The organism is Glaciecola siphonariae (genome assembly GCF_042652645.1).
GTDB lineage: Bacteria > Pseudomonadota > Gammaproteobacteria > Enterobacterales > Alteromonadaceae > Glaciecola > Glaciecola siphonariae.
The window spans coordinates 159,879-186,567 of record NZ_JBHSGU010000002.1 but is presented as its reverse complement, the minus strand read 5'-3'; the positions used below and the strand labels follow the sequence as shown (position 1 = coordinate 186,567).

Annotated in this window: 28 protein-coding genes and 3 pseudogenes; 8 read left to right on the top strand and 23 right to left on the bottom strand. The window is 42.9% G+C overall.

Annotation, left to right across the window (positions count from 1 at the left end):
- Positions 1-113 precede the first annotated feature (113 nt).
- From ACFO4O_RS02305 to ACFO4O_RS02295, 3 genes and pseudogenes are all read right to left on the bottom strand, one after another.
- Positions 114-242, bottom strand: a pseudogene (locus ACFO4O_RS02305) (IS3 family transposase); the annotation flags it as partial.
- A 13-nt stretch (positions 243-255) separates the two neighbouring features.
- Complete coding sequence (locus ACFO4O_RS02300; RefSeq protein ID WP_382405692.1) at positions 256-438, bottom strand: hypothetical protein; 183 nt, start codon at positions 436-438, stop codon at positions 256-258.
- Positions 439-654: 216 nt separating this feature from the next.
- A complete protein-coding gene (locus tag ACFO4O_RS02295; RefSeq protein WP_382405691.1) occupies positions 655-1,395 on the bottom strand; it encodes an SDR family oxidoreductase in 741 nt (246 codons plus the stop codon).
- Between the two features lie 156 nt (positions 1,396-1,551).
- On the opposite strand from ACFO4O_RS02295, the gene ACFO4O_RS02290 reads away from it, so the two are divergent.
- A complete protein-coding gene (locus tag ACFO4O_RS02290; RefSeq protein WP_382405689.1) occupies positions 1,552-2,439 on the top strand; it encodes a LysR family transcriptional regulator in 888 nt (295 codons plus the stop codon).
- Between the two features lie 149 nt (positions 2,440-2,588).
- Here the strand turns inward: ACFO4O_RS02290 and ACFO4O_RS02285 are convergent, their stop codons facing one another.
- Both ACFO4O_RS02285 and ACFO4O_RS02280 read right to left on the bottom strand, forming a co-directional pair.
- Positions 2,589-3,215 carry an FMN-dependent NADH-azoreductase gene (locus ACFO4O_RS02285; RefSeq protein WP_382405688.1) on the bottom strand — a complete coding sequence of 209 codons (627 nt, stop codon included), beginning with the start codon at positions 3,213-3,215 and terminating at the stop codon, positions 2,589-2,591.
- A gap of 205 nt (positions 3,216-3,420) precedes the next feature.
- Complete coding sequence (locus tag ACFO4O_RS02280; protein WP_382405687.1) at positions 3,421-4,104, bottom strand: helix-turn-helix transcriptional regulator; 684 nt, start codon at positions 4,102-4,104, stop codon at positions 3,421-3,423.
- Positions 4,105-4,180: 76 nt separating this feature from the next.
- Here ACFO4O_RS02280 and ACFO4O_RS02275 point away from each other — a divergent pair, with 76 nt between their 5' ends.
- A complete protein-coding gene (locus ACFO4O_RS02275) occupies positions 4,181-4,492 on the top strand; it encodes a hypothetical protein (protein ID WP_382405686.1) in 312 nt (103 codons plus the stop codon).
- A 77-nt stretch (positions 4,493-4,569) separates the two neighbouring features.
- Positions 4,570-5,064 (top strand): MarR family winged helix-turn-helix transcriptional regulator, encoded by a 495-nt coding sequence (locus ACFO4O_RS02270; RefSeq protein ID WP_382405684.1) that lies wholly within the window; start codon positions 4,570-4,572, stop codon positions 5,062-5,064.
- On the opposite strand, the gene ACFO4O_RS02265 is transcribed toward ACFO4O_RS02270, so the two are convergent.
- Together ACFO4O_RS02265 and ACFO4O_RS02260 are read right to left on the bottom strand one after the other, a co-directional pair.
- A complete protein-coding gene (locus ACFO4O_RS02265) occupies positions 5,065-5,664 on the bottom strand; it encodes a YdeI/OmpD-associated family protein (protein WP_382408190.1) in 600 nt (199 codons plus the stop codon).
- 185 nt (positions 5,665-5,849) lie between these two features.
- Positions 5,850-6,410 (bottom strand): TetR/AcrR family transcriptional regulator, encoded by a 561-nt coding sequence (locus tag ACFO4O_RS02260; protein ID WP_382405682.1) that lies wholly within the window; start codon positions 6,408-6,410, stop codon positions 5,850-5,852.
- 138 nt (positions 6,411-6,548) lie between these two features.
- On the opposite strand from ACFO4O_RS02260, the pseudogene ACFO4O_RS02255 reads away from it, so the two are divergent.
- Positions 6,549-6,719 (top strand): annotated as a pseudogene (locus tag ACFO4O_RS02255) (isocitrate lyase); the annotation flags it as partial.
- Positions 6,720-6,802: 83 nt separating this feature from the next.
- On the opposite strand, the gene ACFO4O_RS02250 reads toward ACFO4O_RS02255, so the two are convergent.
- The 4 genes from ACFO4O_RS02250 to ACFO4O_RS02235 are packed head-to-tail and all read right to left on the bottom strand — an operon-like array spanning position 6,803 to position 12,137.
- The gene (locus tag ACFO4O_RS02250; RefSeq protein ID WP_382405681.1) at positions 6,803-8,089 is read right to left on the bottom strand and encodes an MFS transporter; all 1,287 of its coding nucleotides are present in this window, start codon (positions 8,087-8,089) and stop codon (positions 6,803-6,805) included.
- A gap of 2 nt (positions 8,090-8,091) precedes the next feature.
- Positions 8,092-8,403, bottom strand: a complete 312-nt coding sequence (locus ACFO4O_RS02245) for a DUF4387 domain-containing protein (protein WP_382405680.1) — start codon at positions 8,401-8,403, stop codon at positions 8,092-8,094.
- Complete coding sequence (locus ACFO4O_RS02240; RefSeq protein ID WP_382405679.1) at positions 8,396-9,769, bottom strand: acyclic terpene utilization AtuA family protein; 1,374 nt, start codon at positions 9,767-9,769, stop codon at positions 8,396-8,398. Before ACFO4O_RS02240 ends, ACFO4O_RS02245 begins: the two co-directional genes overlap by 8 nt.
- The gene (locus ACFO4O_RS02235) at positions 9,759-12,137 is read right to left on the bottom strand and encodes a TonB-dependent receptor (RefSeq protein WP_382405678.1); all 2,379 of its coding nucleotides are present in this window, start codon (positions 12,135-12,137) and stop codon (positions 9,759-9,761) included. Before ACFO4O_RS02235 ends, ACFO4O_RS02240 begins: the two co-directional genes overlap by 11 nt.
- A 183-nt stretch (positions 12,138-12,320) precedes the next feature.
- On the opposite strand from ACFO4O_RS02235, the gene ACFO4O_RS02230 reads away from it, so the two are divergent.
- Both ACFO4O_RS02230 and ACFO4O_RS02225 read left to right on the top strand, forming a co-directional pair.
- Positions 12,321-12,869 (top strand): TetR/AcrR family transcriptional regulator, encoded by a 549-nt coding sequence (locus ACFO4O_RS02230; RefSeq protein ID WP_382405677.1) that lies wholly within the window; start codon positions 12,321-12,323, stop codon positions 12,867-12,869.
- Positions 12,870-13,031: 162 nt separating this feature from the next.
- Positions 13,032-13,160 (top strand): annotated as a pseudogene (locus ACFO4O_RS02225) (LysR family transcriptional regulator); the annotation flags it as partial.
- A gap of 91 nt (positions 13,161-13,251) precedes the next feature.
- Here ACFO4O_RS02225 and ACFO4O_RS02220 read toward each other — a convergent pair.
- From ACFO4O_RS02220 to ACFO4O_RS02200, 5 genes are all read right to left on the bottom strand, one after another.
- Positions 13,252-13,458, bottom strand: a complete 207-nt coding sequence (locus tag ACFO4O_RS02220) for a hypothetical protein (RefSeq protein WP_382405675.1) — start codon at positions 13,456-13,458, stop codon at positions 13,252-13,254.
- A gap of 245 nt (positions 13,459-13,703) precedes the next feature.
- Entirely contained in the window at positions 13,704-14,453 is a 750-nt protein-coding gene (locus tag ACFO4O_RS02215; protein ID WP_382405674.1) for an acetolactate decarboxylase, read from the bottom strand.
- 45 nt (positions 14,454-14,498) lie between these two features.
- The gene (locus ACFO4O_RS02210; RefSeq protein WP_382405672.1) at positions 14,499-15,764 is read right to left on the bottom strand and encodes a DUF2855 family protein; all 1,266 of its coding nucleotides are present in this window, start codon (positions 15,762-15,764) and stop codon (positions 14,499-14,501) included.
- A gap of 145 nt (positions 15,765-15,909) precedes the next feature.
- Positions 15,910-18,375 carry a TonB-dependent receptor gene (locus ACFO4O_RS02205; protein ID WP_382405670.1) on the bottom strand — a complete coding sequence of 822 codons (2,466 nt, stop codon included), beginning with the start codon at positions 18,373-18,375 and terminating at the stop codon, positions 15,910-15,912.
- 8 nt (positions 18,376-18,383) lie between these two features.
- On the bottom strand, positions 18,384-19,328 hold the full coding sequence (locus tag ACFO4O_RS02200) for a sterol desaturase family protein (RefSeq protein WP_382405669.1): 945 nt from the start codon (positions 19,326-19,328) through the stop codon (positions 18,384-18,386).
- Positions 19,329-19,500: 172 nt separating this feature from the next.
- On the opposite strand from ACFO4O_RS02200, the gene ACFO4O_RS02195 reads away from it, so the two are divergent.
- Positions 19,501-20,145: a TetR/AcrR family transcriptional regulator gene (locus tag ACFO4O_RS02195; protein WP_382405668.1), complete on the top strand. Its 645-nt coding sequence runs from the start codon at positions 19,501-19,503 to the stop codon at positions 20,143-20,145.
- A gap of 67 nt (positions 20,146-20,212) precedes the next feature.
- Here the strand turns inward: ACFO4O_RS02195 and ACFO4O_RS02190 are convergent, their stop codons facing one another.
- A complete protein-coding gene (locus ACFO4O_RS02190; protein ID WP_382405667.1) occupies positions 20,213-20,638 on the bottom strand; it encodes an MAPEG family protein in 426 nt (141 codons plus the stop codon).
- A gap of 207 nt (positions 20,639-20,845) precedes the next feature.
- Between ACFO4O_RS02190 and ACFO4O_RS02185 the strand changes: the two genes are divergently transcribed.
- Entirely contained in the window at positions 20,846-21,769 is a 924-nt protein-coding gene (locus tag ACFO4O_RS02185; protein WP_382405665.1) for a DUF5829 family protein, read from the top strand.
- A 132-nt stretch (positions 21,770-21,901) separates the two neighbouring features.
- On the opposite strand, the gene ACFO4O_RS02180 is transcribed toward ACFO4O_RS02185, so the two are convergent.
- The 6 genes from ACFO4O_RS02180 to ACFO4O_RS02155 all read right to left on the bottom strand — a co-directional run bounded on the left by ACFO4O_RS02180 (position 21,902) and on the right by ACFO4O_RS02155 (position 26,675).
- Positions 21,902-22,468 carry a hypothetical protein gene (locus tag ACFO4O_RS02180; RefSeq protein ID WP_382405663.1) on the bottom strand — a complete coding sequence of 189 codons (567 nt, stop codon included), beginning with the start codon at positions 22,466-22,468 and terminating at the stop codon, positions 21,902-21,904.
- Positions 22,469-22,667: 199 nt separating this feature from the next.
- Positions 22,668-23,459, bottom strand: coding sequence for a twin-arginine translocase subunit TatC (gene tatC, locus ACFO4O_RS02175; RefSeq protein WP_382405661.1), 792 nt, complete (start codon positions 23,457-23,459; stop codon positions 22,668-22,670).
- 17 nt (positions 23,460-23,476) lie between these two features.
- Positions 23,477-23,836 carry a Sec-independent protein translocase protein TatB gene (gene tatB, locus ACFO4O_RS02170; protein WP_382405660.1) on the bottom strand — a complete coding sequence of 120 codons (360 nt, stop codon included), beginning with the start codon at positions 23,834-23,836 and terminating at the stop codon, positions 23,477-23,479.
- Positions 23,837-23,844: 8 nt separating this feature from the next.
- Positions 23,845-24,120: a twin-arginine translocase TatA/TatE family subunit gene (tatA, locus tag ACFO4O_RS02165; protein ID WP_382405659.1), complete on the bottom strand. Its 276-nt coding sequence runs from the start codon at positions 24,118-24,120 to the stop codon at positions 23,845-23,847.
- Positions 24,121-24,190: 70 nt separating this feature from the next.
- Entirely contained in the window at positions 24,191-26,125 is a 1,935-nt protein-coding gene (locus ACFO4O_RS02160) for a PhoX family protein (protein WP_382405658.1), read from the bottom strand.
- 205 nt (positions 26,126-26,330) lie between these two features.
- A complete protein-coding gene (locus ACFO4O_RS02155) occupies positions 26,331-26,675 on the bottom strand; it encodes a hypothetical protein (protein WP_382405657.1) in 345 nt (114 codons plus the stop codon).
- Between the last annotated feature and the right edge of the window lie 14 nt (positions 26,676-26,689).

Genomic DNA, 26,689 nt, shown 5'->3' with positions numbered 1-26,689 from the left:
ATTTTACAAGCAAAATCAGTATTTTATGCACTCGACAACAATCCGTACACCAATTTAGTCAGATTTGTAGTTTTTGCTGGCGGTAGCCAATCATTTAATTAATGCGGTCGTTACCAGTTGTCATATTTTATAAGGTAATGATCAATATCACGTTTTGCTTCTTTCGCTAATTAGCAGCCAAAAGACGGTATCCATTCACATTTTAAGCTTCTAAACACTCTCTCAATTGAGCTCTTACGCCAAGGGCTAACGCCCTTACAAGGCGAGGGTCACTGGTTCAATCACAACGTGACGAACCGCAGTAGCGTCCACCACCTTATTTTTCAAGCGCTTAGCAAAATATTTTCTGTATAAAATATCATCAAATTTATTTTGTGGGGCGCCAATGGGGCGACAGTGGGTCGTGAATGGGGTTTTTGTGGGACATTTGTGGGACATTGACTTGTATCGCCCTACCCTGTAGGCCTCGTGTTTTGTGCGTTCTGGCAATGTGTAAGTGGGCAAACTGTTGAATCTTGCCTCCCCACCATTATGCAAATAAGCGTTACCTTTTACTATTACAACGGACTCTTGTTGATGGGTTTGTGCCTGTAATTGGCACGCCATCATTAAAACAATCAATAAGCTACTTCGCATATAATCATTCAAGGCAGATTAAATCTGCCCCATGCCTCCATCTACGAACAATTCAATACCATTAACAAAGCTGCTGTCGTCGCTTGCAAGGAAAAGCGCGGCTTTAGCAATTTCCTCAGGCTCACCAAACCGACCCATAGGGATTTTCTGTACTATGCCAGCTGCCATTTCTTCAAGTTGCTCCTGCGGCATACCAAGTTTGGCGTAAATAGGCGTATTGATGGGCCCTGGGCTCACCGCATTTGTACGAATACCCATTTCGGCAAACTCAATGGCCCAAGTACGCACAAACGAGCGGACCGCGGCTTTAGTCGCCGAGTAAGACGCCATACCAGGAGAGCCCATGACACTAAGGCAACTCGTATTTACAATAATGCTTGAACCTTTACTCATCAGTGGCAATATTGCTTGTACCGCAAAATAAATGCCCTTTGTGTTGATAGCAAACTGCAAGTCATAATCGCTTTCTGACTCTTGCATGGTGGGTGACGCTAACGTTACTCCAGCATTAGCAAACAACACATCAAGCTTTCCGTATTTTTCTTTGACGTAGGCCGCCATGCTTGTCGACTCAGCAACTGAGCTTGCATCCGCCAGAAAATAATCCACACCAAGTTCATCAGCCGCTTTCTTAAGCTCACTATCATTACGCCCGGTAATAATCAACTTAGCGCCCTCAGCTTTAAATAATGCAGCACTTGCTTTACCAATGCCGCTATTACCACCTGTGACTAGCACAACTTTATCTTGTAATTTCATGTTTCTATTCCTCTTCTTGGAGCTGTTAAATAATTGCTTAATGAAAGACTTCATATGGTTTACCTGCTCAACGGCACGTGACGAGCATCATATTTAATTCCCATTAATAGAAAAATAGAGTTAAATAGAAATTATTATTCACAATTTCAGAAATATATGTTGAATTTACTTGAGATGAAAACCTTTACGACGCTGGTAGAGTGTCAGTCGTCCTCGAAAACGGCTGAACTGCTAGGCGTTGCTAACTCTGCGGTGAGTCGCCGCATTAAAGATCTTGAATCGCATCTGGGTGTTCAGTTAATCAAAAGAACAACACGGCGAATGAGCGTCACCGACGACGGCATGCATTTTTACCAACGCTGCAGACGAATATTGGAAGATATTGAAGAAGCAGAGCATGAACTTAATAATCAAGCCCGAGATATAAAGGGCACAATTAAGCTCTCTGCACCGTTAAGCTTTGGGGTGAAACATTTAGCGCCTATTATTACAGAATTTATGCTCGCCTACCCTGCGATTAACATCGACGTAGACCTAACAGACAGGCGCATTGATTTGCTTGAAGAAGGATTTGATTTGGCGATACGTATAGGAAAGCTGGAAGACAGTAGTTTAAGAGCAAGAAAGCTTGCGCCCATTCGACATTTAGTGTGCGCATCCCCGCAATTTTTATCCGCGCATGGCCCAATTGAAACGCCATCTCAACTTCAAGATTTACCTGCACTTTGCTACAGCAATATTAAACACCCTGACAGGTGGGATTTTACAGATCAATATGGCAAAAAAGGCAGTGTGCGAATTCAAGCGAAAATGCGCTCTAGCAATGGCGATACGCTTAGGCACGCCGCATGTGCAGGCTTGGGCCTTATTTGTGAGCCTGAATTTATAGTCAAAGACTGTTTGGCAAACAATACTTTAAAAGCAATATTGACCGACTATACATGGTATGAAATGAATCTTTATGCGGTTTACCCCCAAACACGCTTTGTATCTAAGCGATTGCGGGTTTTTATTGATTTTCTGGCTGCGCACTTTGATGTTTGAGGCAAGCGTAATCTAACCGAATTAGATTATCAGAATGAAACTACTTGCTTTCATTGCCATGAGAGGGCTCTCATGAATGACGTAATTTAAGGAAACACGTGTATCCGCATATTAAATGTTTACACTCAAAGCTCATAGATTGACAATCATTAACACAGGTGTATTTTTGCAAGCTCTATCGCCTCAGACCTAGCGTCTTTTAAAGCTCGATCTGCTACCTCAGGACCCGCAAAGCTGGTTGGCGATGCTGTGATAAACGTAATATCGCTTACCCCCATAAACTGTAAAATAGCAGTAATGTGAGGGCGTAAGCAGTCCATATTTTCAAACATATCGCCAGCACCATAAGCGCCTCCTGCTGAAAGAAGAACGACTACCCGTTTATCACTCAGTAAGCCTCTAGTGCCATTTTCATCTGCGATAAAGGTTTTTCCATTTCTAGAGAGATGGTCAAAAAATGCTTTAAGCGTAGAAGGCATTCCGAAATTATACATTGGCGTGCCGATGACTAGCGCATCGGCCGCCAGTACCCTTTCCACTATCTTGTCAGATGCGGCAATCGCGTGTCTCATCTCAATCGTATGCTCACTCTCTGGAATAGACACGGCAGCAGCCTCTAGCTCACCAAAATGTTTTGGTGGGTCTAACGCCAAGTCAATCCTTTCAACATCGACTTCTTTATTAGTCTCTTTGAGCACATTAATAAATGTCTGAGAAAGCGCTCTTGAATGTGAGCCCTCCATTCGGGCGGAGGCGTCTATATGTAAAACTTTCACTTGCTATCACCTTATAATTCGTATGCTCTAATGTCGATAAGCGTCCTTAATCACGGGTGATAGGATACTCCATCCATGCTGTCAATTATCGTCAGCATTAGTCACAGTGTTAAGAAAAAGGCGTAACAAACCTATAGTTTTATGGCATTCAAGACTAGGACAATTAACAAAGATATAATGTCATTAGAGCAAAAATGCGCGCTGTCTATTCTGCTGACACAAGTTTATCAAGGTAATCCGAAAATCGTTTGCCTTTTTCAAGCCTAAACCGTCTATTGACGTCCTCTATCTTCGCTATTCTGTCCACCCGAAAATTCCTAAAGTCCTGTCTAAGTTCACACCAAGCGGTCAATAGCCATGAAGATTCGAAAATAGTGAGTCCGACAGAGCGAATATGCCGTTCAGACATACTGTTGTTTAGGTCAATATATTCAATCTTCAACACGGCTCGTTTTTGAATAGCATGCCGAAGCATGCCAATTGCCTCAGCGTTAAACCACGATGTCGAATCATGCTTGCCTACCGCTAATAGAGGGCGTTCAATGAGGTGAGTGTTTGATGTACTTATCGAATTTACTTTGCCTAAAACGCGCTCGGCCGCTTCTTGCGTTGTCTTGTCACTGCGAGACATTAGCAGACGCATCCCCATGACTAATGCATCGAGCTCATCTTCAGTAAAGTCGAGTGGAGGAAGAAAAAACCCGGATTGCAGTTGGTAGCCAATTCCTGGCTCACCCTGAATCGGTGCACCAATCGCCATTAGCGTAGCGATGTCTCGATAAATAGTTCGCTGTGATACGCCTAATGCATCACTCAATTTAACAGATGACACTGGTTGACTTCTTGCTCTTAAGAAATCGAGTATTTGAAAAAGTCGTAATGTTCTCATTGCTCCAATGCTGACAAAAAATGTCAGCATGTCAAGTGTATTATAATGCTAATTGTGGATAAAACAGGAAGAGAACATGAATGCAACGATTATAGAAACGGTTTTGTTTAAGCTAAATGATGACGTAAATGACCAAGCATTTTCAGAAGCCATCAAGCAATCAAATAAGTTTGTGACATCCTGCAAAGGTTTTGTCGCGCGGCGCCTTTCTTGCAACAATGATGGGCAATGGATAGAGCATATTGAGTGGGAAACAATGAGTAATGCAAAAGCTGCGGCCTCTAAAATTGGCAGTGATAGAAACACTCAAGCATTCATTGGCGCAATAAATGGTGATTCGGTACAAATGTTTCACACCCAAATTAAGACTGCGCTTGATGCAAACTAATGCATCCGAATATGCATGATGCCTATAAATAAATATCCGCATTGAAATGCATGTGCTTCACGCATACACTTATACCCATGAAAAGTACTGCAAATTTACTGGGTGCTCTGACAATCGCACTTACGGACCGCATTCGAGGTTCGACACAGAAGTTACTAGAACGTGCGGGTGAGTCTTCTGCTGCAATCGTTGTAATTGGCTACGTACCGGGTATTTCCGTGGAGCTTCTTAGGCAGGTGCTAGGATTATCACATCCTGGTACCGTTCGCTTAATTGACCGTTTAAGTGATGACCATTATGTGGAAAGGCGAAAAGCCAAAGATGGTAGGGCTGTCGCTTTGCATCTAACAACTGCTGGAACAGGCTTAAGAGCGGGTTTAATGGATTCGCGAATAGAAATCCTTGAGAATGCAGTCGAATTTCTGCGCAGTGATGAGCGAGAAATGCTTGGGCATTTGCTGTCTAAAATCTTAGTAACACTCCCTGAAACAGAAATGGACAAACATCATATTTGCAGGCTTTGTTTGACGACGGCTTGTCCCGATTGCCCAATACGCGGTAATGCAATTTAGTTAAGATTTCTTTTTAAAGCCAAAGTCAGGCATTTCGCCTCTGGACAACATATCCATGAATTTATCAAAACGTCTTTGCCGCGTTTCAGGCTTCTTAGCCGTTTCCAAGCCATAGGCAATTGCGTAGAGGTTTGTTTTCTTGAGGGTTTCATAAAACGCTTTGATGGTTGGTTTTTCGCTTACTGCCGCGACAAAATCCAAAGGGACTTTCATTTGGCTTGACGGTGCGTAAGCATTTTCCCATCGACCATCTTTTTTGGCAGCGTGCACTTGCTTCATTCCTGATGCTTGCATTCTGCCTTCTTTAATTAAACGCTCAACATGCTCAGTGTTTTTCTTAGACCAATCACTTCTGGGCTTTCTCGGTGTGATCCTTTGTAAATAAGCTTCTTCATCCAAGGACTTTTTCACACCATCAATCCATCCCCAACAAAGTGTCTCTAATACCACGTCCCCCCACGTAACGCTCGCTTTGCCTGAGCCTTTTTTGTAGATTTTGACGAATAGTTCGTCATGTCTATCGTGGTTAATTTCTAGCCATTCACGCAACCTGTCGGCATTTTCGAATGCCAAGATTTTTGATTCATCAGGTAACTGCATATGCATTTCTACTTTGGACATTTATATGCGCGAAGCATATAATAATTATCACACAATTGAAATCTGAATTGGGCTGTGATCCTCAGAGTTGACTCCCTTACAGAGAGAGGGCCACTGATTCAATCACACCATGACGAACCGCCGTAGCGTTTACCAATATATTTTCTGAGTACTTAATAATGGCTTTAAACGGCATCTACTACAAGTGGCGAAATCAACAGCTTGTTGACCGCTTTTATTCTGCTCTCCACCTGTTCATATGGTACTTTTACAACACTAAACCTTGCTTTTGTATGACCAAATCCCTCCCATCCAGCAAGAAGTACTTCTGCTAAAAGATCTGTGTCAACTGAGGGCAATAAAAACCCATTTAACTTAGCGTTCTCTAAAATGGTGTGAATGATGTTGAGGGTTTGTTGATAAGATTGTGCGAAAAATCGCACGCCAGACTTCGGATTATCTCGACTCCTTTCGGCAAACATATTGTCGAGCTTGGCAACATGTGGCTCGTTTAAAAAATGTAGTAAATTGCATCCAAGTTTTTCGAGGGAGGCAATAAACTCTTCCATGCTTTTCGCATTTAAAGGCACGTTTTTTTCTATTTTCGCTTCTTCAGTCGCCATAATGGCGTCAAGTACACCTTGCATATTCCCAAAGCGATTATACAAAGTAGACTTAGATATTTTTGCTTCTTTCGCCAGACTTGTAGTTGAGACTTTATCAAAGCCGTGCTCAATAAAAAGCAAGCGAGCTATATAAATAATTTTTTGCTGACTGCGTCGGTGTGTTCCATTCTTTAATTAAAAGCTCATAGTAATCGATAAAGGGCGCGCAATATGAAGTGTTTAAACAGCCATTATATGACGCTAATCAAATATTCTAACGTACGCGGCGTGCAGCGCGAGGAAATCCGACAGGGCTTGGCTTGCGTTAAGCATCAGGTCATGACCGGCTCTGACTTAGGCGACACGCACAAAGAATATTTCTCGCGTGAGCAGGCACTGAAAGCCTCGGGCGAGGACAACACCATGAATCAGTTTGATGTAGCGGCGTAAGCCCCTAGAAATCTTTTAATGTAAGCACTCTTGTTCAACGCCCTTCGGGGCGTTTTTTTAAGCCATTATTGAAACACCAATTGTTAGTTTGCACGCATCTTGCGGTACAAAGCATAAAGCGCGATACCATAAAACAAAAGCGGTCCAAGACTAAAAATAATTCGCAACCATATTTCAACTGACTCGCTAACCGTTTCTGCATTTGCGTCAAAACCAATGAGTGAGAGCAGGCCATAACTTAAGCCGACCGCGAGAGCGCCAGCAATCTTGTTCGACATAGTCATAAGAGAAAAGCCAAAAGATGTTAAAGGTGCTTCGCCACGTTCTGATGTGAGGTCGATAGCCGATGCCATCAATGTCCGCGTTAAAAACATGGGCGGGCCCATACCAATTCCATACAAGCCAACGGCTAAGATAAATAAGCTTGTTTCATGTTTAGGAATGAAAAACAAAACAAGACAAGCAAAGATGGTGTAAATTAGCGCCCAAGAAAATACGGTATGTGTGCCAAATCGCTGCGTTAACTTAATCCATAATGGAAATGCCAAAAACCCAGCAATAAAGTTGACGAGAATGATTTGAGTAGCGCTCTCGCCGTGACCATAAGCAAAACTTGCAGCAAATACAAAAATCGAAGTCGTTATGCTTTGGGCAATACCCGTACTAAAATCAAGAATTATAGGAAGCCTAAATGCTGCATGCTGCCTAAAGTGATACCAGCCTCGGCGAAAAACTTGCTGGGGTACTTGCAAATTAGTTCGCTGGTCTGGTAGCACCAATACGAGGGCACATACCGCCATTGGAAGGCTGATCATGAGAAATATGCCAATAGAATTTACCTGCTCGGTCAAATTAGCACCTGATAATTTTTCGAGCATGGCAGGACCGGTTACCGATAGCAATATGCCAAAGACGAGCGCAGCGTCTCTCCAACCATATAGCCTTGCGCGCTGCTTGACCTGTGTCGTTAGCTCTGGTGCCCATGCGTAATGATTAATAAGTAGCAACGTAAAGCCAATGTATAAAAAGAATAACCATATGGATAAATAAAAGATGCCTGCATCTTCTGGTGGTACATACAAATTCCAGCTACTTACCATCAGAATTGGTAGGCTAATTACTACCCAGTGTTTTCGTTTTCCGTATCGGCTCGGATAGCGGTCAATTAGCCAACCTAAACCTAAATCTGTGAAGAAATCCCACAATCTAGCAAGGGCAAAAATTAAACCCACCATGCCCACCGTTAATGTCGGAGACTGCGCATAAAAAGGCGGGATAAAAATTGACAACGGCAATGCAAGTGCGGCAATAGGAACAATTGAAAGAGCGTAAACAACTACTTGATGTAAAGCGACCTGTTGCTCTCTCATGTTTATATATTCACCTCATAAAGACGGGAATGTTGTTGCGCTCCGAAAGTGTCTCTTTCATTCACAGACCCTTGAGGCCAATGCCTGCGAAAGGTAAATTTAAAACCTAAAGCCGCCTCTACCCAAACATACTGCGTCAAATCATCTAATGCTACTGCATATAACTGACAGATAGCCTCGCGAGTGAGTGCTTCACTGCGTTTTGCCTCATTGAAACAGTAAATATCGTTAAAAAAAACGTCAAAAGTTATTGCGAAGGGCCCTGCATTCTTTGAGCGAATAATTCTTGCAGTTTTATGTAAAGGCTTATGCATCAAGTATCTCCAAATTGAAAAAACTGTCCTGCGGACAATCTTTAATAATGTGGTAAACCGAAAATTCGCAGACTGGACCTAAATCGACTTCCGATGGGCTATGTGGTAATGCAATATTTCCACCGGTCGCTTTTTGCCCTGGGTAAGGTGCGTGCAAAATAGCAATTCTGGCAGCGGCGCATAGTCGCATGGCAATTTCTTTGTTCTCTGCTGTGACTTCGACTAGCAAACCAAGTTCATGATGATTAGTGCTCGCCACTTCTGTGTTAAAAGCTGAAACACCGTTACAGCCATATTGTTTAATATCAATACGAGCTTTGTCAGACATTATCTCATCGAAGTTCTCCCTCATATAGTGATGTACAAGCTTATTTAACTTTGGCAAAAAAGAAATAAAGATAGGGTCAGTCACACCACCAATAAACATAGCTCGATGTCCAACAACACGAGCACCTTCAATTTTCAAAGAATGTGATTTTGACCTATGTGTACTCCCTTCAACTCGTACACATCTAGCATCGAGCGCCTCATATGTCGCGCAAGTGAGATCAATATCGCCGTCGGGACCCGCTAACACGAGAGGATCTGCCGTCTCGTAAAAACTATGCGCAGCAACTGATGTGGGAGTACAAGCGGCATGTTTGTCTAAGGGTACTAACTCAAACCCCTTATCATCCAAACGACCAATAATGCCTTTTGATTTTGGCTCAGCGCATACGCCTCCGCACTCCAAGACTTTGCCCATATGCCAAGCTGCGTCAGAATTGAAGCCCATATAATGGGCAAATGCCGCATAAGGCGCCGGATCGTATGCTCGTGAGCTTAGTATAATGTCAGCCTCTGATTCCAAAGCCTTAATAAAGGGCGTTTGCCCCAATTGGGCTACGATGTTAGTAGCCGCATCGATAGCAGCTTCTGTTAATGTTGGCGCCCCTTCCATATTTTCAATTTTAGCAGCGCTCAGGAGTTCTTTAATCGTACTTTTTTCTATGGTTTGGTGAATAGCCGCAATTTTTGGTGAGTAGCCTAAAGCCTTAGCTTGTTCGCAAACGAAATCTCTTATTTCAGCCAAATGACTATTTATTCCTGGCCCACCGCAGGAGCTGATTATTAGCTTGGCGTTTTGTGTACGGGCTGCATGAATTAGCTTTTGAATATCGCGCTTAATCAACGGCATTGGCGTTATACTTTGCTCTAATCCTAATAAGTATGGGCCCGGATCGGTAGACCCCGAGTCAACTATGATTACATCAAAGCCTAATTTTTGTGCTTCATCGAGCTCACTTTGCTCTACGCCGTATCCCAACATTCCAATAGGACATAAAAACGAAAGCGTCCGGCTTGGGTTATCACTATCAAAAGTCATAGCTGAATCTCACACCATAAGTTTTTGGGTTGCCTAATACGCAACGTTGCGCACTAGTGTTTGTTACTGCATCAATTGCACCAAGCACCTGTCCAAAGGGCTGTTCAAAAATTGTCAGACAGTAGCTTTCATCAGTCAGATTGCCAGCATACGCCTCAATACGCCATGCATACACTGAGGAAGATAAACCAAGTGTTGCGCCGAGCAGGTGATAGGCGTCTTGAATACCCTGGGGATTTGCATTTAATGCACCGCCAACATCTTGCTCTGCGGTATACTGATGCGACAATGTCGCGTGAAATTGGTAATCGTCGGTATGAGGAAGTGAGGTCTTAAACCTCAAGGCGTTAGTCGTTTGCAAATCAGGAGAGTATAAATTGGGACGGCCTTTTAAATCTTGCACATCTTGGCTACCGGGTAAGCCTGGCGCATTCGGAAAATCACTAAACTCCGAATCGAGCCAAGCAAGCCCACCCATCAGACTTAGGCTTTCGTTAAACTGCCAAGTGTAATCCAGCTCCAAGCCCTGTTGGACTAGTTCAGCGGCATTTCGAACGATAAAAGTCTGACCATCGAAACTGCGTGCTTGAAAATCATCTAGCTCAATCCTAAAGAGGGTCAAACCAAAAATTAAGCCCCTAAATTTATCGCTTTTAATACCGAGTTCGTAATTTGTTGTCGTTTCTGAGTCAAACACTCGTTGATTTTGCTCTGAAAGCGCTTCACTTCCGCCTTCTGAGTTAAATCCTCCTGATTTAAAGCCTGTTGATACGCTAGCAAAGACATTGATATTTTTTGCTATCGAATATTGGCCATTTATAAACCAAGTAAATTTGTCATCATCGAAGGCTAAATCTGGAGATGATTCGCTTGTTCTAAACAGTCCAGCAAATGGATTATTAACCATCTGAACAAAACTACCGTCTTTTTCATCACGTGTATAACGTCCGCCGAGCGTAGCTTCGAAAGAAGATGTCAGCGGGTAAGTAAGTTGTCCGAATAGGGCATAACTGCGTGTATCCTGATTAAACTCCGAACTGATGGCTTGTGCTTGCTCTAAACCGGCACACTGAGTAGCACTTGCGCTTGCATTTTCGAATGCAACTTGCTCCGGTGCACCTTGTGCCAGGGCTTGAGATAAAATTACGCTGAATATAGTGGGTGAGCAATAGGCTTCACCTAGAGCAAAATCTTGGTCAATATCAAAAGACTCGTCATACAAATACGCGCCAACCACATATTGCAATGTTTGCTCTTCAGGCGAGAGAAATTGCAATTCAAAGCTTGTGTTATTGCTTGTAAAATAATTATTTCGGTCGATTAGAGATGGTGTAAGTCGAACTAGTGATTCGGTAAATTCCGCATCCCATTTTCTATGGGCCGCAATAACTTTAAATTCATGACCCGTCTGAAATTCATAGCTTGATTCAACAGAGCCTCCATACTGTTCATCGTCAAGTGAGTCATTATGGGCTTGATTAATGTTTCTATCAAAACTGTCGTCAGTGAGCGGCGTAGCGCCGTAAATGGCATTTAGCGTACCTACAAACTGTGGCAATGCTGTTTCATTTATTAGCTCAATTATTGGGCCGCCTGAATCAAGTTTAGAAATATCAAAACTGAACAGCGTTCGCCAATTATCTGAGGGTTCGAACAAAAGCTTTAGTCTTGCCGCTTGCGTCTCTTTATCACCTACGTCCTGTTGGCTTAAATCGTTGTAGCCATATCCATCGCGAGTAGATAAATTCGCCGCTATACGCAAAGCAAGCGTATCGCTAATGGCATCAGAATATGCGCCGCTTAGTTGTTGCTCACCAAAGTTACCGAATGCGAGCGATACAAAACCATCTTGAGAGAATGTCGGATCGTTGGTCTGAATTGTAACTGCACCTGCAGGTGTGTTGCGTCCAAATAGCGTTCCTTGTGGCCCTCGCAATACCTCAACCGTGTTTACATCATATAAATTGCCAATTACAGAGCCTGACCGAGGATAAAACACATCATCTATAAAAACGCCAACTGCCGGTTCGATCGCACTGTTTCCAACAGAAGAAATGCCTCTTATAGCTACTTTTGAGTTTGTCTCAGAACCACCCTGAGCGATCTGAAAATTAGGTGTGAGATTAGCAACATCTGTCAAAGTGTCTGTTTTGAGTTCACGCAAAAAATCACCGTCTAGCACTGTACTAGACACTGGCGTGTCAACAATGCTCTTGGGGCGTTTGAAGGCACCAGAGACGCTAATGATTTCAATGGGTATGTCATCTGCATTTTGTTGCCCCTGCGCGAGGCTTGGCGTGCTGGTAGTGAGACTTAAACTAAGAAGGCTCAGAGAAAATGTATTTACAGCAGATTTATTGTTAAACACGCGTTACATCCTGTTTTATAAATTTAACATTTAAAATAAAATATAACTATATAGTTACACTTTCAAGTGTTTCTTTTATTTCTCTGTTAAGAAAATGTCAGATTCGCTACACTACTGGTGACTAAGTTTTTGGCTGGATGGGTAGTGAGTGTAAGAGAAACTAAGCGCAAAATAAGGCGGAAGATGTTTATAGAACATGCTTCTGAAGCGATGAAAATATCAGGGATTCATACCGTTACAATGGAGCAAATCGCGGAGACTGCGGGTGTGTCCAAGGTCGTGCTTTATCGATACTTCGACACCAAGGAAGCTTTAACCAATGAAATTTTGAACGAAGTTACGAACTCGTTATGTGCAGTATTACAGGAACCTTGGTCGGGCTACGGTTCAGGTATGGAGGCTATGTTAAATGTAGCAAAAGAACACGAAAGTGCTTTTTACATTCTTGTAAATCAAACCCCTGATGATAATATTTATGGGCAATATTATGAGCGTTTAAAGTCGGCTCTAGTCGCAAGAATTGAAAGTGTCGTTGATGCAAAAGCAACAAGCTTAGATGATAATAGTGAAAGTAAACTATTACGAAAATTAGCTATCGACGGTATCGCATTACTGGCCTTGAATTCATTGCGGACATGGCTGTCTGAGTCATCTGACATTAATACTCCAGAAGCCTTTCTGGCCTGGCATGCCATGGGCAATGAAGCGCTTGCAAAAGCATGGTTACAATAAGCAAAACGTAGTGAAGCAGTGCAGCTAAAGTACAGTCAGTTCTTATGTTAATGTATTCATGCTACCAATGGATTATCTATCTGATATGTTATTTAATTATATACCCTCGTCACGTTTATGCTTGTCAGCGAAGGCTGTGCGCCGTTTAAAAAGGATGCTTCATTGAATATTGCAAAAACTGACCTGAATCTGCTGGTTTATCTTGATGTTTTACTCCGAGAAGGTAGCGTGACTAAAGCGGCCAATCAGCTAAGCATAACCCAGCCTGCCATGAGCAATGGTTTAAAGCAGTTTAACAGTGGCTCCCTCTGAGCAACGACCTTCATTTCTGCAAGCTCTTTGTCGTTGATTTCGCCAACACTAAACAATAAATTTTCAACAATTAAGTCGTCGGTTTCACCGCGCGTATTTTGGAAGGGATTTCCGCACCAAAAAACACGCGGTAATCTGGCGCAAATTTAAGATTAGCGGCACCATAAGAAATAGCGACACTAATGGCTATGCTGGCTATGATAACCAACCATCTATACTGAATAGAAATCTCGGCGAATTTATTACCTAAGTTTTCCATTGCTTGCTTGCTGGGCATTGCTCTTTCCTTGAAAAATAACAATACAGTACCGTACCGTACCGTACCGTATCATTGTTACCGATATTAAACTGTAATTTAAATAGAAAAGGGCAAAAATAATGAAGATTGGCGCAGATGATGCTGGTTGTTACTAGGGCGTGTTGTTAGTTGCTGTATGAATGTTGTGCTCTCTATGTGTTTACCAATCGCTGCACATGTTCGCAGGTTCGGTTATTCTGCATCAAGAGCATGTAACAAGCGATTTATTGCCCAATAAAAATCTGCGCACCAATTGGCACTACGATATTATCTATATGACCAGATGTGCTCTGGTCTTTCGCGATAAAATGCATATGAGTGCGTTTTCCAGGATGGGTAAATTTGCCGACGCGATGCTCGTCTACCCAAAAACCAACGATATCAACTTCGGTATCAGCTAATTCAAATTTTATTTTTGCCTTCCGGTGTTCCGCCATATCATGCGGTGTATTGTTTGTTTTGAATATAATATGGTATTTCATGTAAGGAACTGAGGTTTCAATACGAAATGCCCGTGGCTGAGTTAAATCAATGTTATTAGCCTCCAAGAGCCCTTTAATATAGCTTTCTACCTCATTTAATCCACTCAATTCACGTGCTACTGAATGCGTCAACCAATCGTTATGCTTTGCGGTAATCAAAAATATGGCTCCAGTATCTTGATTCGCTGAAACTGAGGGAGCGCCGTTTATCACAGTAGAAATAGATATATTACCGCCATATACCGTTACTTCACCTTGCAAGCCTTCAACTGGGCCAATAGCATAAATATCCGATATGTCTAGCTCCTTCAGGTTCACAGTGCTATCCAATTTACCCTCGTGTATAAGAGACAGCCTACTGCCATAGCTTTCTATAACATAAGCGTCCTGCTCAGTTTCTGATGCCTGACACACTGCACCAAAACATATCACGCTGATCATCATCACGTAATAAATACTGTATGTAGAGCGCTTATTAAAAATTCTTCTCATTTTTTACCTTTCACTTAAACATACACTCAAGATACTGATAAAACCCTAACAAGCCTGAAGCAAAGGTGACCGATAAAGCACTTTTTCGCCTGTGGGCTGAGTATTATCAATAAACGATTGATAAACACCAGTCAGCTCATTTGCTGTGGATATTTGACGCTGCCCGCTTCCCCAAAAGGTCTCGAGGTCATATTGTTTGATGAGGGCTGAGTAAAATTCGATGATTTCACTGTCTTTTATGTCGTGCTTAATTTGATAGACATGCGAATCAACCAGATTACTGTAAAATGTGCCCTTCCTATTTAACTTTAAAAACTGTGTATATGTCTTTTCACTTCCCTCGCCATAGACCCACCAGCGGCTTAGCGTAAAATGCTTAAAGATTGCCTCGCTTGCGTGTTTGTCTCCCAGTGCGTCAAAATATAAGCTTTTCTTTTCATTAGGGCATGCCTGTATCTCTTCATACAGAAACACCTCGTCAAAAAATTCGAAACTTTTTACTAAGTCTAAGTTTCTCTGAGAGGTATAACCAACAATTTGTAAATCTGGCATTAATTTTTTAACGCACATAGCAATTATTTGTGCTGACGTGCTCGAGGCAGAGCTAAGTACTAAGCGTTTTGCCCCGTATGCATCCATATCTCTGAGCGCTAACGCAAAGGTATAACCAATTTTTATATACTCATAATTATCCGCGACCTTCGAGGTAAAACCCTCAAAATTAATGATTTTTAGCCACTCCTTTGGACCTTCAAATGTGGGTAGGGACAAATACGCAATATCGGTATTGCTAACCTGGGTGTCTATCTCTCTTATTGAATAAGCGCTTAGCGGCCAAAAGCCATAATAAGCTTGTCCCTCTTTGAAGTCGGGATGACCTGAGCGATAGACTACACTTTGCCCCCAACATGGCACCGTTTTAAAACGCGCGCTATTTACTTGATTATTCGGATCAACAAAATTGTGAATATCCAAATGGAAATAAGCACTATTGTAATAAGTGATATAACGGTTTACGGCCAATGAGAGAGGCACAAATAACACTTCATTTTTCTTCAGCTCGATATCATCGATACTCTCTGGCAAGGCTTTGAAATTAAACTGCGTTTTATCACCAATCTGAAACTGAAACGCACTTATGTCACTAATCGTCTTATCAAGATTATTTTCAGCGGTTTCTAGCCTTTTCGCCTCAACAATGGCTGATTTTCGAGCAGCGCTCACAGCCTTCCTATCCTTAGGCAGCAAACGAGCTTGCTTCGCTTTATTTTGCCAAAGAAGAATCGGTAGATTGCGCTCAATAAATTTCAAACTTTGCTCCTTAAGTTTTAACAGGGATGCTGCACATATTTCAGTATGCTTTTTTTAAATGCAGTTTACGACTTTAATATCGCAAGTCATCCCCTTACGACTGTGATTCAATGAGTATGATGCATACAATGCGCAATGCCGACGACTAAAACCGATACAGCCCCTCCAATGTAACAAAACGAGGCGCGCTAGGATACGCGCCAAAAGTGCCGTTTTGTTCAGGTACAAAAAATCCTGTCACGTAAAACTCTTCTTCAAACACGTTTTCAGCGCGCAGACTTATCGACCATTTATCGTCAATAGCACCAATGCCAAGCTTCATGCCTACTAGCACCGAAGCATCATTAAATGGCGCGGCAGCGCTACTTTCAACCCGGTGCGTGCCAAATGCACGTGCGTTGCTATGCAGTACTAGCTTTAAGTTCTCGCCAATCTCAGGTGAGTAGGTAACATTAAAATTGTATCCATTGCGAGGCACGCCAGCGATCTGTTGTCCTTGCAAACCATCTAGAGGCGTATTGACTAAATTCGCATCTTCGTCAAAGTTCGCTTTAATGTGAGAATACGCCGCACCTATTTGCAAATCGTTGAACGGGTTATAATTAAGCTCTAATTCAAAACCGCGAGAGAGCGTTTTATCAACGTTTTGGACAATAAAATTTGAGCCAGAAAAAACCAAAGACTGGTAACCCTTGAACTCTTGATGAAAGGCGGTAGCGTTTAGCAAAAGTTTGTTATCTAAAAAGCTGGTTTTAATACCCAACTCAAAAGCGTTTACCGTTTCTTCGTCAAATTCCAAATCGGTAAGTTGCGCGCCATCACCACCAAATAAAATACTGTCGAAGCCGCCTCGGTCAAGATTGTAGCCACCCGCTTTATACCCGCGATCGTAGCCGCCAAATAAGAGCGTGTCTGGTGAAATTTTATAGGCTAGTTTGAGCGTGCCAGTAACTGCGTTTTCACTTCTATCGTCACTGTATTGGCCGTTAAACTCTGTATTAATTGCTGGATTGCAAGAAAGCAAAACTGCGGCTCCGCCCGCTACGCTCAGCAATCCTTGTGTAAATGGCGCATTGGCTGGGTCAAGGTAAAACTCACAAGCGGGCAGGCTGCCATCTAAATTGGCACTGATATCTTTAGTTTCTCTCAAGAACCGAATACCCGCGGTGATGCTAAAGTTATCACTTACGTTAATAACATTGTGGGTGAACAAAGCGATTGACTGCGTGTCCACCGAATAATTGTCATCCGCTTGTCCATTCCCCTCAACCGAACTTGGCACAGGAAATGGCAATAAAGTGGGCACATCTGGTCCTAAACTGCCAAATAATTGTGCGCCAGCTAGGCCTGTTAACAGTAGGTCTACATATAAATTACCTTGTGTACCAACTTGCACAGTATCGGTAAGCCCTAGGTCTTGTTTCGAATAAAAAGCACCGAATAGATAGTCAACCTTTCCGTCAAACATTTCCCCTTGCAAGCGAAGTTCTTGCATAAAATCTTTTACCGACGAAATGTAATCATCTCTAAATGCTCTGTCGATCCCAGAAAAATCAACATCCATGCCACGGTCTACTTCCCAATCTCGGTATGCTGTTTGCGAATAAAGCGTACCCACATCTAAGGCCCAATCTAAGTCAACTGATATGCCCCACTCATCAACCTCTTCGCCTAAGTCTCTGTTAGGACTATATGCAACCTGTGGGTCACCAATGTTGGAAGAAGCGATACCAGTTAATCCTAAAAAGCTCGCGCCCGCATTTACGGCAGCCGCCGTTGGACCGGTGAATACGTTGATAGCGGCACAGCAATTTTCATCGGTTGATGCAGTGTCAACGATGATGCGAGCATTAACCGCATCGCCCTCATAAAGGGCCTGCCCCCGTAAGGTGTAACGATTAATGTCGTTAAATTCACGGTCACTATTTACGTCGTTAATATAACCATCACGGTCTCGTTTTGAAGCATTTAGACGAACAGCCCATTCATCGTTAATCGGTTGGTTAAATGCTCCTTTTATTTCTCTGGCATTAAAGTTTCCAAGCCCAACTTGAACATAACCTTCTTGTTCAAATGTAGGCGCCTTAGTGGTAATGGTTAATGCTCCAGCTGAGGTATTTTTACCAAATAGAGTACCTTGGGGCCCTCGCAATACCTCTACTCGCTCTAACTCAGGTAGTTCTGAGAGCGCAACCCCCGTTCTACTTCGATAAACGCCATCAATGAAAATACCAACAGCTGGCTCAAAACCTGGGTTGTCTGAACCGGTGCCGATACCACGAATACTAATAGAAGTTGCAGTGGCTGCAGACTGTCCAGTGGTAACGTCAATACTTGGTGAGAGATTTTCTAAATCACGAATATCGCGCATGCCAATGTTATTCAGTAGCTCTTCTCGAAATGCCGAAACCGATACGGGCACATCTTGAATCGATGAGGTGCGGCGCAGCGCATTTACCTCAATGATTTCGATCACATCAGTATCTACATTGTCTTGCTGCTCAGACTCTTGTGCAAAAGAGTGCCCGTGTGACAACGTGAGTACAACCGCCATGCATGCCGACAAGTAAGAAAGCGAAAAACGTCCGGGTTGTTTTGTTTTATCATTCATTGAGTAACCTAAGTGTGAGTTGTAGTAGAAGACTTGTGGGTTGCATTGCTAAGACCATGCTTTGCATAACGTGCCGTTTCAGATTGCGAGATGTGATCCCAACCTGGTGGTTTGTATAAATATTTAAGTTTGTCGCGGGTATGTTTAGCAGAATTGATTTTTTGAATGAGGCCTTTAACCCCACTGTACTGAGCCACCAAAGGATTGTAGGTGTTTAGCGGAGTAACTAAACCGTAAGTTGGTTCTTCTTCCTCTCGCTGAAAAGTACCAAACATTTTGTCCCATAGCGTTAATACCTGCCCGTAGTTTTTATCAATGTATTTTGGCTGCGTGCCGTGATGCACTCGGTGCACAGAGGGTGTACAAAGTATTTCATCCAAGGGTCCCATTTTATTCACTAAACGCGTGTGATTGAAAATGCCCCATAGATTTTTAATGGTCGCAATTACCGCTAGTTGAATTAAATCAACGCCCATGAGCGGCATCACAAAGTAAGCTGGTTGCGCCAATTGCCCAAGCACAAAACCCCTTGCTGCGGTGGTATAATTTAGCTCATTGGATGAATGATGCACATGATGAAAGGCCCAAAAAAAGCCCACTCGATGGCTTATGTAGTGGTCCAGATAATAAAGAAAGTCATGCAAGAAAAAGACCGCGATCCAAGCCCACCATATATTTGGCATGGTAAACAGTCTGAAATGCTCGTAAACAAAAATATAGATCGCGACATACAAAGCACCAAATATCAGAGCCTCAGCGAGCGCGGTGATAGTCGACACCCCCATACTATAAAGCCCGTCTTTATTGTTATATTCTTTTGGCTTGAGCCAAATGTATAAAATACGCTCGCTGGCAATCATGATTAAATAGGCGCTCAACAAAAATATAAATAGCTGACCATTTTCAGCCGCTTGATATATGTCGCGCCCCCAATCTGTGATAAATTCGAACACTTGTTTCGCCCTTTAGTGAAGATAAATAATTTGGAGTTGCATAAGCAGTAATTGTTACAGTCTTTGCTAATTTGTTAATAGGTCGTTACAATCTAGCTTGATTTTTTCACTGACTAACTGGTTTGTCAATAAAATTTATTAGACTGGACAGCACACTAACACTATGAACAAAATGCAATCTTCTAAAGGAAATAACGCCAGAGAAAAGGCTAAGTTATTAACTCAACAAGCAATAAAGGATGCAGCAAGCGATCAGTTTTTCAGTATAGGTTTTGCTGGAACATCTTTAAGCGATATCGCAAAAGCTGCTGGCGTTAAAGTGCCGCTTATTGTTTACCATTTCAAAAGCAAGGAGCTGCTGTGGCGTGAGTGTGTAGATGATGTATTTAATGCACTGAACACCGCAGTGTCGCTCATGCTTTCTGAGATATCTGGTTTGCAGGGTAAGGCTTATTTACGCGCACTACTGACCGGCTATATAAATGCGACTGCAAGTGCTCCGGAATATTTAAGGCTGACATTTTTGGAGGGTATGCAAGCGAGTTCTCGCCTTACATGGCTGGTTGATACACACCAGCGTAAACAAAGCGAATTAATACTACATATTATCGAACAGGCACAAGCCGCCGGCACCCTAAAGAAGGTTGATAAAATGCATGCAAAGTATATTCTCGCGGCGGCGGTTGGCGCACCGTTTATCCTTGGACCAGAGTTTGAACTTATAACAGGTAAATCTGCTAAGACTGATGAGGTAATTGAGCAACATGTAGAGACCTGTATAGCATTGTTATTCGACCTAAGTGACGAACAGGCTTGAATGTCGATTATTGCTTTCTTTTGTCGTTCTCTTTTTTTAGTTCTCTTTTATCATTTACCTAATAAAATTAAGCTGCTAGCAAGACGTAACACAAACCTGCAAACATGCCCATCATAGCCAATAGCGTAAAAACCATTCCCCCTATGCGCAGCACTGGGCTAAAGCCGACAAAACCAAAACCCAAGCCATGCATATAACGCCCAAGCGTAAAGCTTATGCCGCATGCGTGCAGGGCTTCAACTGCGAGTCCATTCACCTCCCCTAACATCAACATTATTAAAAATACAGGTAAATATTCACATAAATTTCCATGACCACGAATGGCGCGCTGAAGTTGCTCATCGCTCACCTTTCGGCCTTTTCCATGAAGCCATTTAGTGGCAGGACTTCCTCTTAAGTCGATTACCCTGAATGTTAATATGATCAATAGCGCTACTAAAAACACCGCATAAGTAGTCGTTATCGTAAAATTCATTGTGTCTGTAGGTTGCATTTGATGATCCTAGTTTAGGCCTTAAGCACGTTAACCTAACATTGATGTAAGGACTCGAGCGACAGTGGCGAGCTTTAAAAAAGCTTATACCACGACATTAGCATTATAGTAGCGAGGCATAAAAACAAATGTTCAACATCACTATACTTTTAAAGTATCGTGTATTTTAATCAACAAACGCATTCAATGCTTATACCGGATAGCAGCATGAAGTTTTTCTACCTAGTGTCAATTTTATCGATAGCTTTTTTATTCGCATGCAGCGATTCTGAAAAAAGTGTTAACAGCAACTCTCAACAAATCAGCAGCCCCGTCGCATTCAATCATATGTTTCACGTGCTTAGCCCAGACGATTTTGCCGCACTTAAAAATTCAAGTTTCATTCAAGATACTTTTGCTGCGAGTGAAAAACGCACCACAGGCGCTGACGGTCAGCAATGGACTGGCCTGTATTTATATGGCGAGCAAAGCTATGTCGAATTTTTTGAGCCTGTAGGATTAAAAGCTGTCATGTCTAACGCTGAGGAGGGCCTTTCGGGAATTGCGTTTAGTGTTGATTTCGCCGGTCAGCTCTCAACACTAAGCGACAAACTTGAGGCCCGCTATTCGGTAAACGCTTTTACGAGAAACAAAACGCTAGAAAATAAAGAAACGATTCCTTGGTTTGATTATCTATTTTTTAGTAATGACGGCCTATCTGACGATTTTTTGTTAACACATTGGGTTATGGAATATAAGCGCGAGTACTTCGATTATATGAAATGGGGAAGCTCAGAGCATGACATCACTCGCAAATCATATCTTGCCGATAAAAGCGCCGCGAGAAAAAACAAAGTATTGAAAGACTTCACTGGGCTTCACTTATGCTTAAACGCCAGCGAATTAAGGTATTACCGTAAGTGGTTCAAAGCCTTAGAATATAAAGAGCCCGAAGCTGATATGTTCATAGGTCCTGCTGATGGATTTACTTATCGTTTAAGCGAACGAAAAGAACAATCTGCGTCGTCTCTGCAGAGTATTTCATTTGACAATGCGAGTGAGCAACAAGTGCGACAAATCACTATTACCGAAAATATATCGATTATTATTAATCAGACATCTGGAACAATTAAATTTTCCGATGCGTGCTGAGACTAGTGATACTCGCCGTGTAGGTGAAGGTAACCGAAGGTATTAATTAAAGTATTATGGCTTAAGCAAATAGAAAAAAGGCAAAATCATTACGACCTTGCCTATTTACAAATTAAAGCCTTTAACTTTGTATTAAAGAACGCGTTTTCTGCCTGCAAATAAAGCCAATGCAGTAAGCGAGAGTAGTAGTAAAGTTGCCGGGCTACTGGCCTCTACCGCTCTTATGCCTTGCGTGATTTCAATAAAAGAGCCAGCTAAAAAGACACCGTCAACGCCATTGTCGTCAAAGCTGTCGCCAATCGCTACTTCCCAATCACCAGAACCATCTAAAATGGTGCCTACATCTAAGGATATTATTCCCGAAGCAGAAAAGATGCCTGATTGGTCAAGAAAACCTAAGTCAGCTTCGCACTCAACACCAAAATCTGTGCAGCTGAATCCCGCATTTCCAATTTGAAAAAAAGTGCCGCTAGTTAAATGCGCAATTTCCACGATTAAATCAGTTGCCCAAGAAGGGTCAAGCGCCTCATACATAAAGTTATAGCTAATCTCCAATACTTCGTTTGAGTTGGTGTTAGTTACATTTAAAACATTGAACGCAGCGCCATCAGCCTCTTGTCCATCAAGCGAGATGATCACTGCATTCGCTTGTAAAGATAAAAAGAGCAATATCGTCGCAATAAAACTTTGTTTTTTCATAGTTAATTCCATGTTGTTTACGTGATTTCAGGTTGATGTAAGTTGCGAGTATTTAACACGCCTTACTTAGTACAAATGAAGCAATATCGTCCAACACGACACAACTTCGCTTACACATTAAACCGTTAAATCTACTGCCATTTAACGATTTAAAATGATGCTGTTTTTTTACCGCTAGCGCTTAAATTCTTCACCGCCTCTATTCCGCCATGGTTGAGCTAGGCGCTTTGTGAGAGGCTTTAGTGGCTTGTTGTTCGATTTTGAACCAGCGAGCAAAAATAAGTCCGATTTCAAATAACAACCACATGGGCACGGCAAGTAGCGTTTGAGAAATCATATCGGGTGGCGTTAATAGCATGCCAATCGCAAAGGCTGCCACAATAATGTAGGCCCGGCTTTGTTGAAGTTTTTCTATCGTAGTCGCTCCGCTCAACACAGCCACCACCGTAAAAATAGGGACCTCAAAAGCCAAACCAAAAGCGAAAAAGAGTTTTATCATGATGTTCAGGCTGTTGGTCATGTCGGGGATATAGCGTATGCCCTCGGGCACGACAGACGGGAAAAACTGAAACATCAGCGGAAACACCACGTAGTAACAAAACACCATACCTGAGTAAAAGAGCAATATACTGCTGAGCAAAATAGCACGGCCGGTTTTTTGTTCACGCTTGTATAATCCAGGCGCGATAAACGCCCATAGTTGATGCAAAATCACGGGAATGGCTAGAAAGAACGACAGAATAAGGACTAATTTAAAGGGCGTAAAAAACGGGTCGATTAGACCTGTTGCCACCATTTCACTGTTTTCTGGAAGCTGCTCCATTAAAGGCTTCACTAAAATAAGGTAAATGTCATTGGCAAAAGCAATCAAGGCAGCAAATAACAATAGCACAGCCAATACGGCTTTTATCATACGTGTGCGCAGTTCGATTAAATGCGCCAACAAAGGCATTTCATTTTTGCTATAAGCCTTGCTTGTGTTCGTTGCCATTTTTGATACACCCAAGTTTATTGTTCGTTTTTAAAAGCGCTACTCGTCGCTAAGTCAGTCTTTGCACTTGTTGTCAAAGCGGCGTCTGTTGGTGCTTTCTCGTGTGTGTTCACGCTCTCGTTTTCGTTCTCGTTCTCGTTTTCGCCTAAAAATACAGCGGCTTTTAATTGCTGTTTTTGTGCATCTACCTGTCTTCGCAATTCATCCATCTCCAATTCGCGATTAAATTCAGACGTGAGTGAATTAACATTCCTGCGAATACCGCCAAACCACTTGCTCAATTGTCTGGCAGCGACGGGGAACTTGTCAGGACCGAGCACAATTAGAGCAACCACTAGCAAAATGCACAGTTCAATAAAACCAATATCAAAAGGCATGACGTGTTCTAAACCCTTGTGCCAGTGGCATTGGTATCTGTGTAAGCCGCATCTGCGTTAACGTCATTGTCATGTATACTTTGCTTAGGTTTATCCTCAAGCATCTCTGGCTGTGCAACTGTTTGTGCGTGCTTGTCTTGTGCTTCGTGTTTATCGTCCATGCCTGATTTAAAGCCTTTAACCGCTTCGCCTAAGTCAGCACCGATGTTTCGCAGTTTTTTTGTACCAAAAAGTAAGACTACAATTAACAGTAACACCAGTATTTGCCATGCGCTTATGCCCATAATGAATTCCTTTATTAAAGTAAGAATGCACGCTCAACCTAGTGGTTGGGCGTGGATATTGCTGCAATAATTACGAACCAATCACAGCGCCGTTTTTGCGACGCAGCACCAAGGTTGAGTCGCGAGGGATCGTGACGCCATCTGGTGCGGCAGGAAAGTTCGTTCTAGATGGATCGCCATCACCAGGATGTTGCAAATTCACAAACGCGGTGCGTCTATCTGGCGTTGCAGTGAAGCCCGTTACCTCATCATTTGCTACGCCAACTAGCAAACGCTTAGCTTCAGGCCTTTCTTTGTTGGTATCAATCACGGTAAGTTGGTCTTGCAGGCCGTCAGGCTGACCGCCGTCAGTTCCAATAAATAAGCGACCACTTGCGTCAGACCAAGCCAAATCAGGGTCGGTAAACACACCCTCTGTACCGCGCGTATCCGCTGCTAGTAAAAATATCTCCCAAGTGAAGGTATTACCCATATGATCGCCCGCGTCTGTGGTGCGAATAATATGGCCATCGCTATTTGGTGTTTGAGGATTAGCAGCGTTGGCAAGCTGGCGCTGCGAATTGTTTGTTAGCGTCCAATATACTTCGCCGTTTTTACCGATTGTGGTCCATTCAGGTCTGTCCATTGGCGTTGCGCCTAAAATATCAGCCGCTACCCGAGCGTATATAAGTAGCTCAGCCTGATCGCTGAAACGCTCTGCTAACAGTGGATTGTTGATACTTAATTCTAACCACTCACCGGTACCGTCGTCGTTATACCTAGCCACAAATAACTTGCCGTCGTCTAAAGGGCTGTCGCCGCGCTCAATGACGTCTCTCCATGGCTCATTAGATACATACTTGTAGCAATAGTCAAAGCGTTGATCATCACCCATGTAAGCGGCAATACGACCGTCAGCGCTTTCGGCAATGGCAACGGCTTCGTGTTTAAAACGGCCCATCGCAGTGCGTTTAACTGGCTTTTTAGTGCCATCGAATGGGTCAATTTCTACAATCCAGCCGAAACGGTTTTGTTCATTCACGTAGTTAGGGTCGGTGAGATCAAAGCGTTGGTCAAAGAAGTGCCAGCCATAGCCGAAACCGTCAAAGTCAAAGCCATAACGCGCTTGCTCTTCTGTTCTTGCTGCGTTGAATTCGTCACTGCTCATCGTTGATGACCCGAAATACCCGTTAAAGTTTTCTTCACAGGTAAGGTAAGTGCCCCACGGAGTAGGGCCCGATCCACAGTTGTTCACCGTGCCTAGCGGCATATTCCCCGCTGGATTTTGTAAGAGTGAAGAGCTTGCCGCTGGTCCTGAAAATTCAACCGGCGTGTTTACCGTAATGCGTCTTGCGTTGGGGCTAGACTCTACCCGCCAGCCATCAAAATGTTCTTTGATACGCAGCACAGACACACCATGTACGTGTTGCGACAATCTTACGTCTTCTAGGCTTTCTGGCCCAGATTTTCCAAGAACATGTGAGTTCCTGCCGAATTCATGATTGATACACAACATACCCTCATCGCTTCTTGCTCGATAGCGACGGCCATATTGCATTTGTAAGTCAAAATCGATAGGAAAAAACCACATTCCATCATGACCAATGCCTACTTGCAGCTCTGCTTCGGCAGATGTGGGACGAGTGTTGGGGTCGCCTGCATATTCGTTGGTGATACCCGGCTCAATGGGCGTGCCCCATGGAATAAAAGATTGATATTCATAGTCTTCAGATATTGTCGGCATGCGTACATCAGCAACATCGCTTATCGCAACAGGTTTAAATCCAACTAATTCACGATTGATTCTGTCGTTGTTACGGCTCATGCCACCGAGGCTCGCACTTACTGCGGGTGCAAAAAAACCTGCAGCGGCGGCGGTTACGCTTCCCGCAAGAACAGAGCGTCTAGATATATTTTTATTCAATACGTCCGTAAAAGGACGATTTCCAGAGTCATTTGAAGCAACATCTTCTTTGTCGTCATGCAATTGTGCATTGTCGATAATATTTTCGGCCTGTTTCAACATTACTAAGTCCCGTTTATTCAGTTAATTGTATAATTGTGGGGCATGAACAATTACTGCACATCCATACGGGGTTTAGATTGAAGGTAAAAAATGACAATTTGCAGACAGTAATGTGAACAATTAATGTTGCTTTTATGTCTTTAAATTTACATATTTATTACACGATGGATAAGGAGGGTTAGGATGTTCTTTAGAGTCTTTCGCTTTAAAAAGAAAATCGATATTGCTTTTGACGCCACTTAAACGAGCGTTCGTTTAATTGTTTTAAATCTGCCTCGCCCCCTATTATCTGATGGCATAAACGTACAGCAGCGTCTGCCTGAGTAGGGCTTAAATGTTGATATGCTGGTGCTTTGATATAGTCGTACCATGCGCCGCCACAAATGTTGTCCAGCACAATTCGCTGAAAGCAATGGTCATGCTGAACAGGCCATTGCGCGTTTCCCTCCCTACCTTGCTCGGCGTTTCTTTGCTTCGCAAGAGCAGGCATCGCATCGCGCGTGAGATGGAGATATTCTTGGATTAAATCTGCCGTATTGCGCGTGCTCAAAAGGCAAACTCCTT

Bases quoted from the DNA above. Each gene is read 5' to 3' on its own strand.
- ACFO4O_RS02215 (WP_382405674.1), bottom strand. From the start codon at position 14,453: ATGAGAAGAATTTTTAATAAGCGCTCTACATACAGTATTTATTACGTG.
- ACFO4O_RS02240 (WP_382405679.1), bottom strand. From the start codon at position 9,769: ATGACTTTTGATAGTGATAACCCAAGCCGGACGCTTTCGTTTTTATGT.
- ACFO4O_RS02250 (WP_382405681.1), bottom strand. From the start codon at position 8,089: ATGAGAGAGCAACAGGTCGCTTTACATCAAGTAGTTGTTTACGCTCTT.
- ACFO4O_RS02280 (WP_382405687.1), bottom strand. From the start codon at position 4,104: ATGAGAACATTACGACTTTTTCAAATACTCGATTTCTTAAGAGCAAGA.
- tatC (WP_382405661.1), bottom strand. From the start codon at position 23,459: ATGGCAACGAACACAAGCAAGGCTTATAGCAAAAATGAAATGCCTTTG.
- ACFO4O_RS02180 (WP_382405663.1), bottom strand. From the start codon at position 22,468: ATGAAAAAACAAAGTTTTATTGCGACGATATTGCTCTTTTTATCTTTA.
- ACFO4O_RS02160 (WP_382405658.1), bottom strand. From the start codon at position 26,125: ATGTTGAAACAGGCCGAAAATATTATCGACAATGCACAATTGCATGAC.
- ACFO4O_RS02275 (WP_382405686.1), top strand. From the start codon at position 4,181: ATGAATGCAACGATTATAGAAACGGTTTTGTTTAAGCTAAATGATGAC.
- ACFO4O_RS02295 (WP_382405691.1), bottom strand. From the start codon at position 1,395: ATGAAATTACAAGATAAAGTTGTGCTAGTCACAGGTGGTAATAGCGGC.
- ACFO4O_RS02270 (WP_382405684.1), top strand. From the start codon at position 4,570: ATGAAAAGTACTGCAAATTTACTGGGTGCTCTGACAATCGCACTTACG.
- ACFO4O_RS02230 (WP_382405677.1), top strand. From the start codon at position 12,321: ATGTTTATAGAACATGCTTCTGAAGCGATGAAAATATCAGGGATTCAT.
- ACFO4O_RS02195 (WP_382405668.1), top strand. From the start codon at position 19,501: ATGCAATCTTCTAAAGGAAATAACGCCAGAGAAAAGGCTAAGTTATTA.
- tatB (WP_382405660.1), bottom strand. From the start codon at position 23,836: ATGCCTTTTGATATTGGTTTTATTGAACTGTGCATTTTGCTAGTGGTT.
- ACFO4O_RS02185 (WP_382405665.1), top strand. From the start codon at position 20,846: ATGAAGTTTTTCTACCTAGTGTCAATTTTATCGATAGCTTTTTTATTC.
- ACFO4O_RS02220 (WP_382405675.1), bottom strand. From the start codon at position 13,458: ATGCCCAGCAAGCAAGCAATGGAAAACTTAGGTAATAAATTCGCCGAG.
- tatA (WP_382405659.1), bottom strand. From the start codon at position 24,120: ATGGGCATAAGCGCATGGCAAATACTGGTGTTACTGTTAATTGTAGTC.
- ACFO4O_RS02190 (WP_382405667.1), bottom strand. From the start codon at position 20,638: ATGCAACCTACAGACACAATGAATTTTACGATAACGACTACTTATGCG.
- ACFO4O_RS02205 (WP_382405670.1), bottom strand. From the start codon at position 18,375: ATGAATGATAAAACAAAACAACCCGGACGTTTTTCGCTTTCTTACTTG.
- ACFO4O_RS02265 (WP_382408190.1), bottom strand. From the start codon at position 5,664: ATGCAGTTACCTGATGAATCAAAAATCTTGGCATTCGAAAATGCCGAC.
- ACFO4O_RS02300 (WP_382405692.1), bottom strand. From the start codon at position 438: ATGTCCCACAAATGTCCCACAAAAACCCCATTCACGACCCACTGTCGC.
- ACFO4O_RS02290 (WP_382405689.1), top strand. From the start codon at position 1,552: ATGTTGAATTTACTTGAGATGAAAACCTTTACGACGCTGGTAGAGTGT.
- ACFO4O_RS02245 (WP_382405680.1), bottom strand. From the start codon at position 8,403: ATGCATAAGCCTTTACATAAAACTGCAAGAATTATTCGCTCAAAGAAT.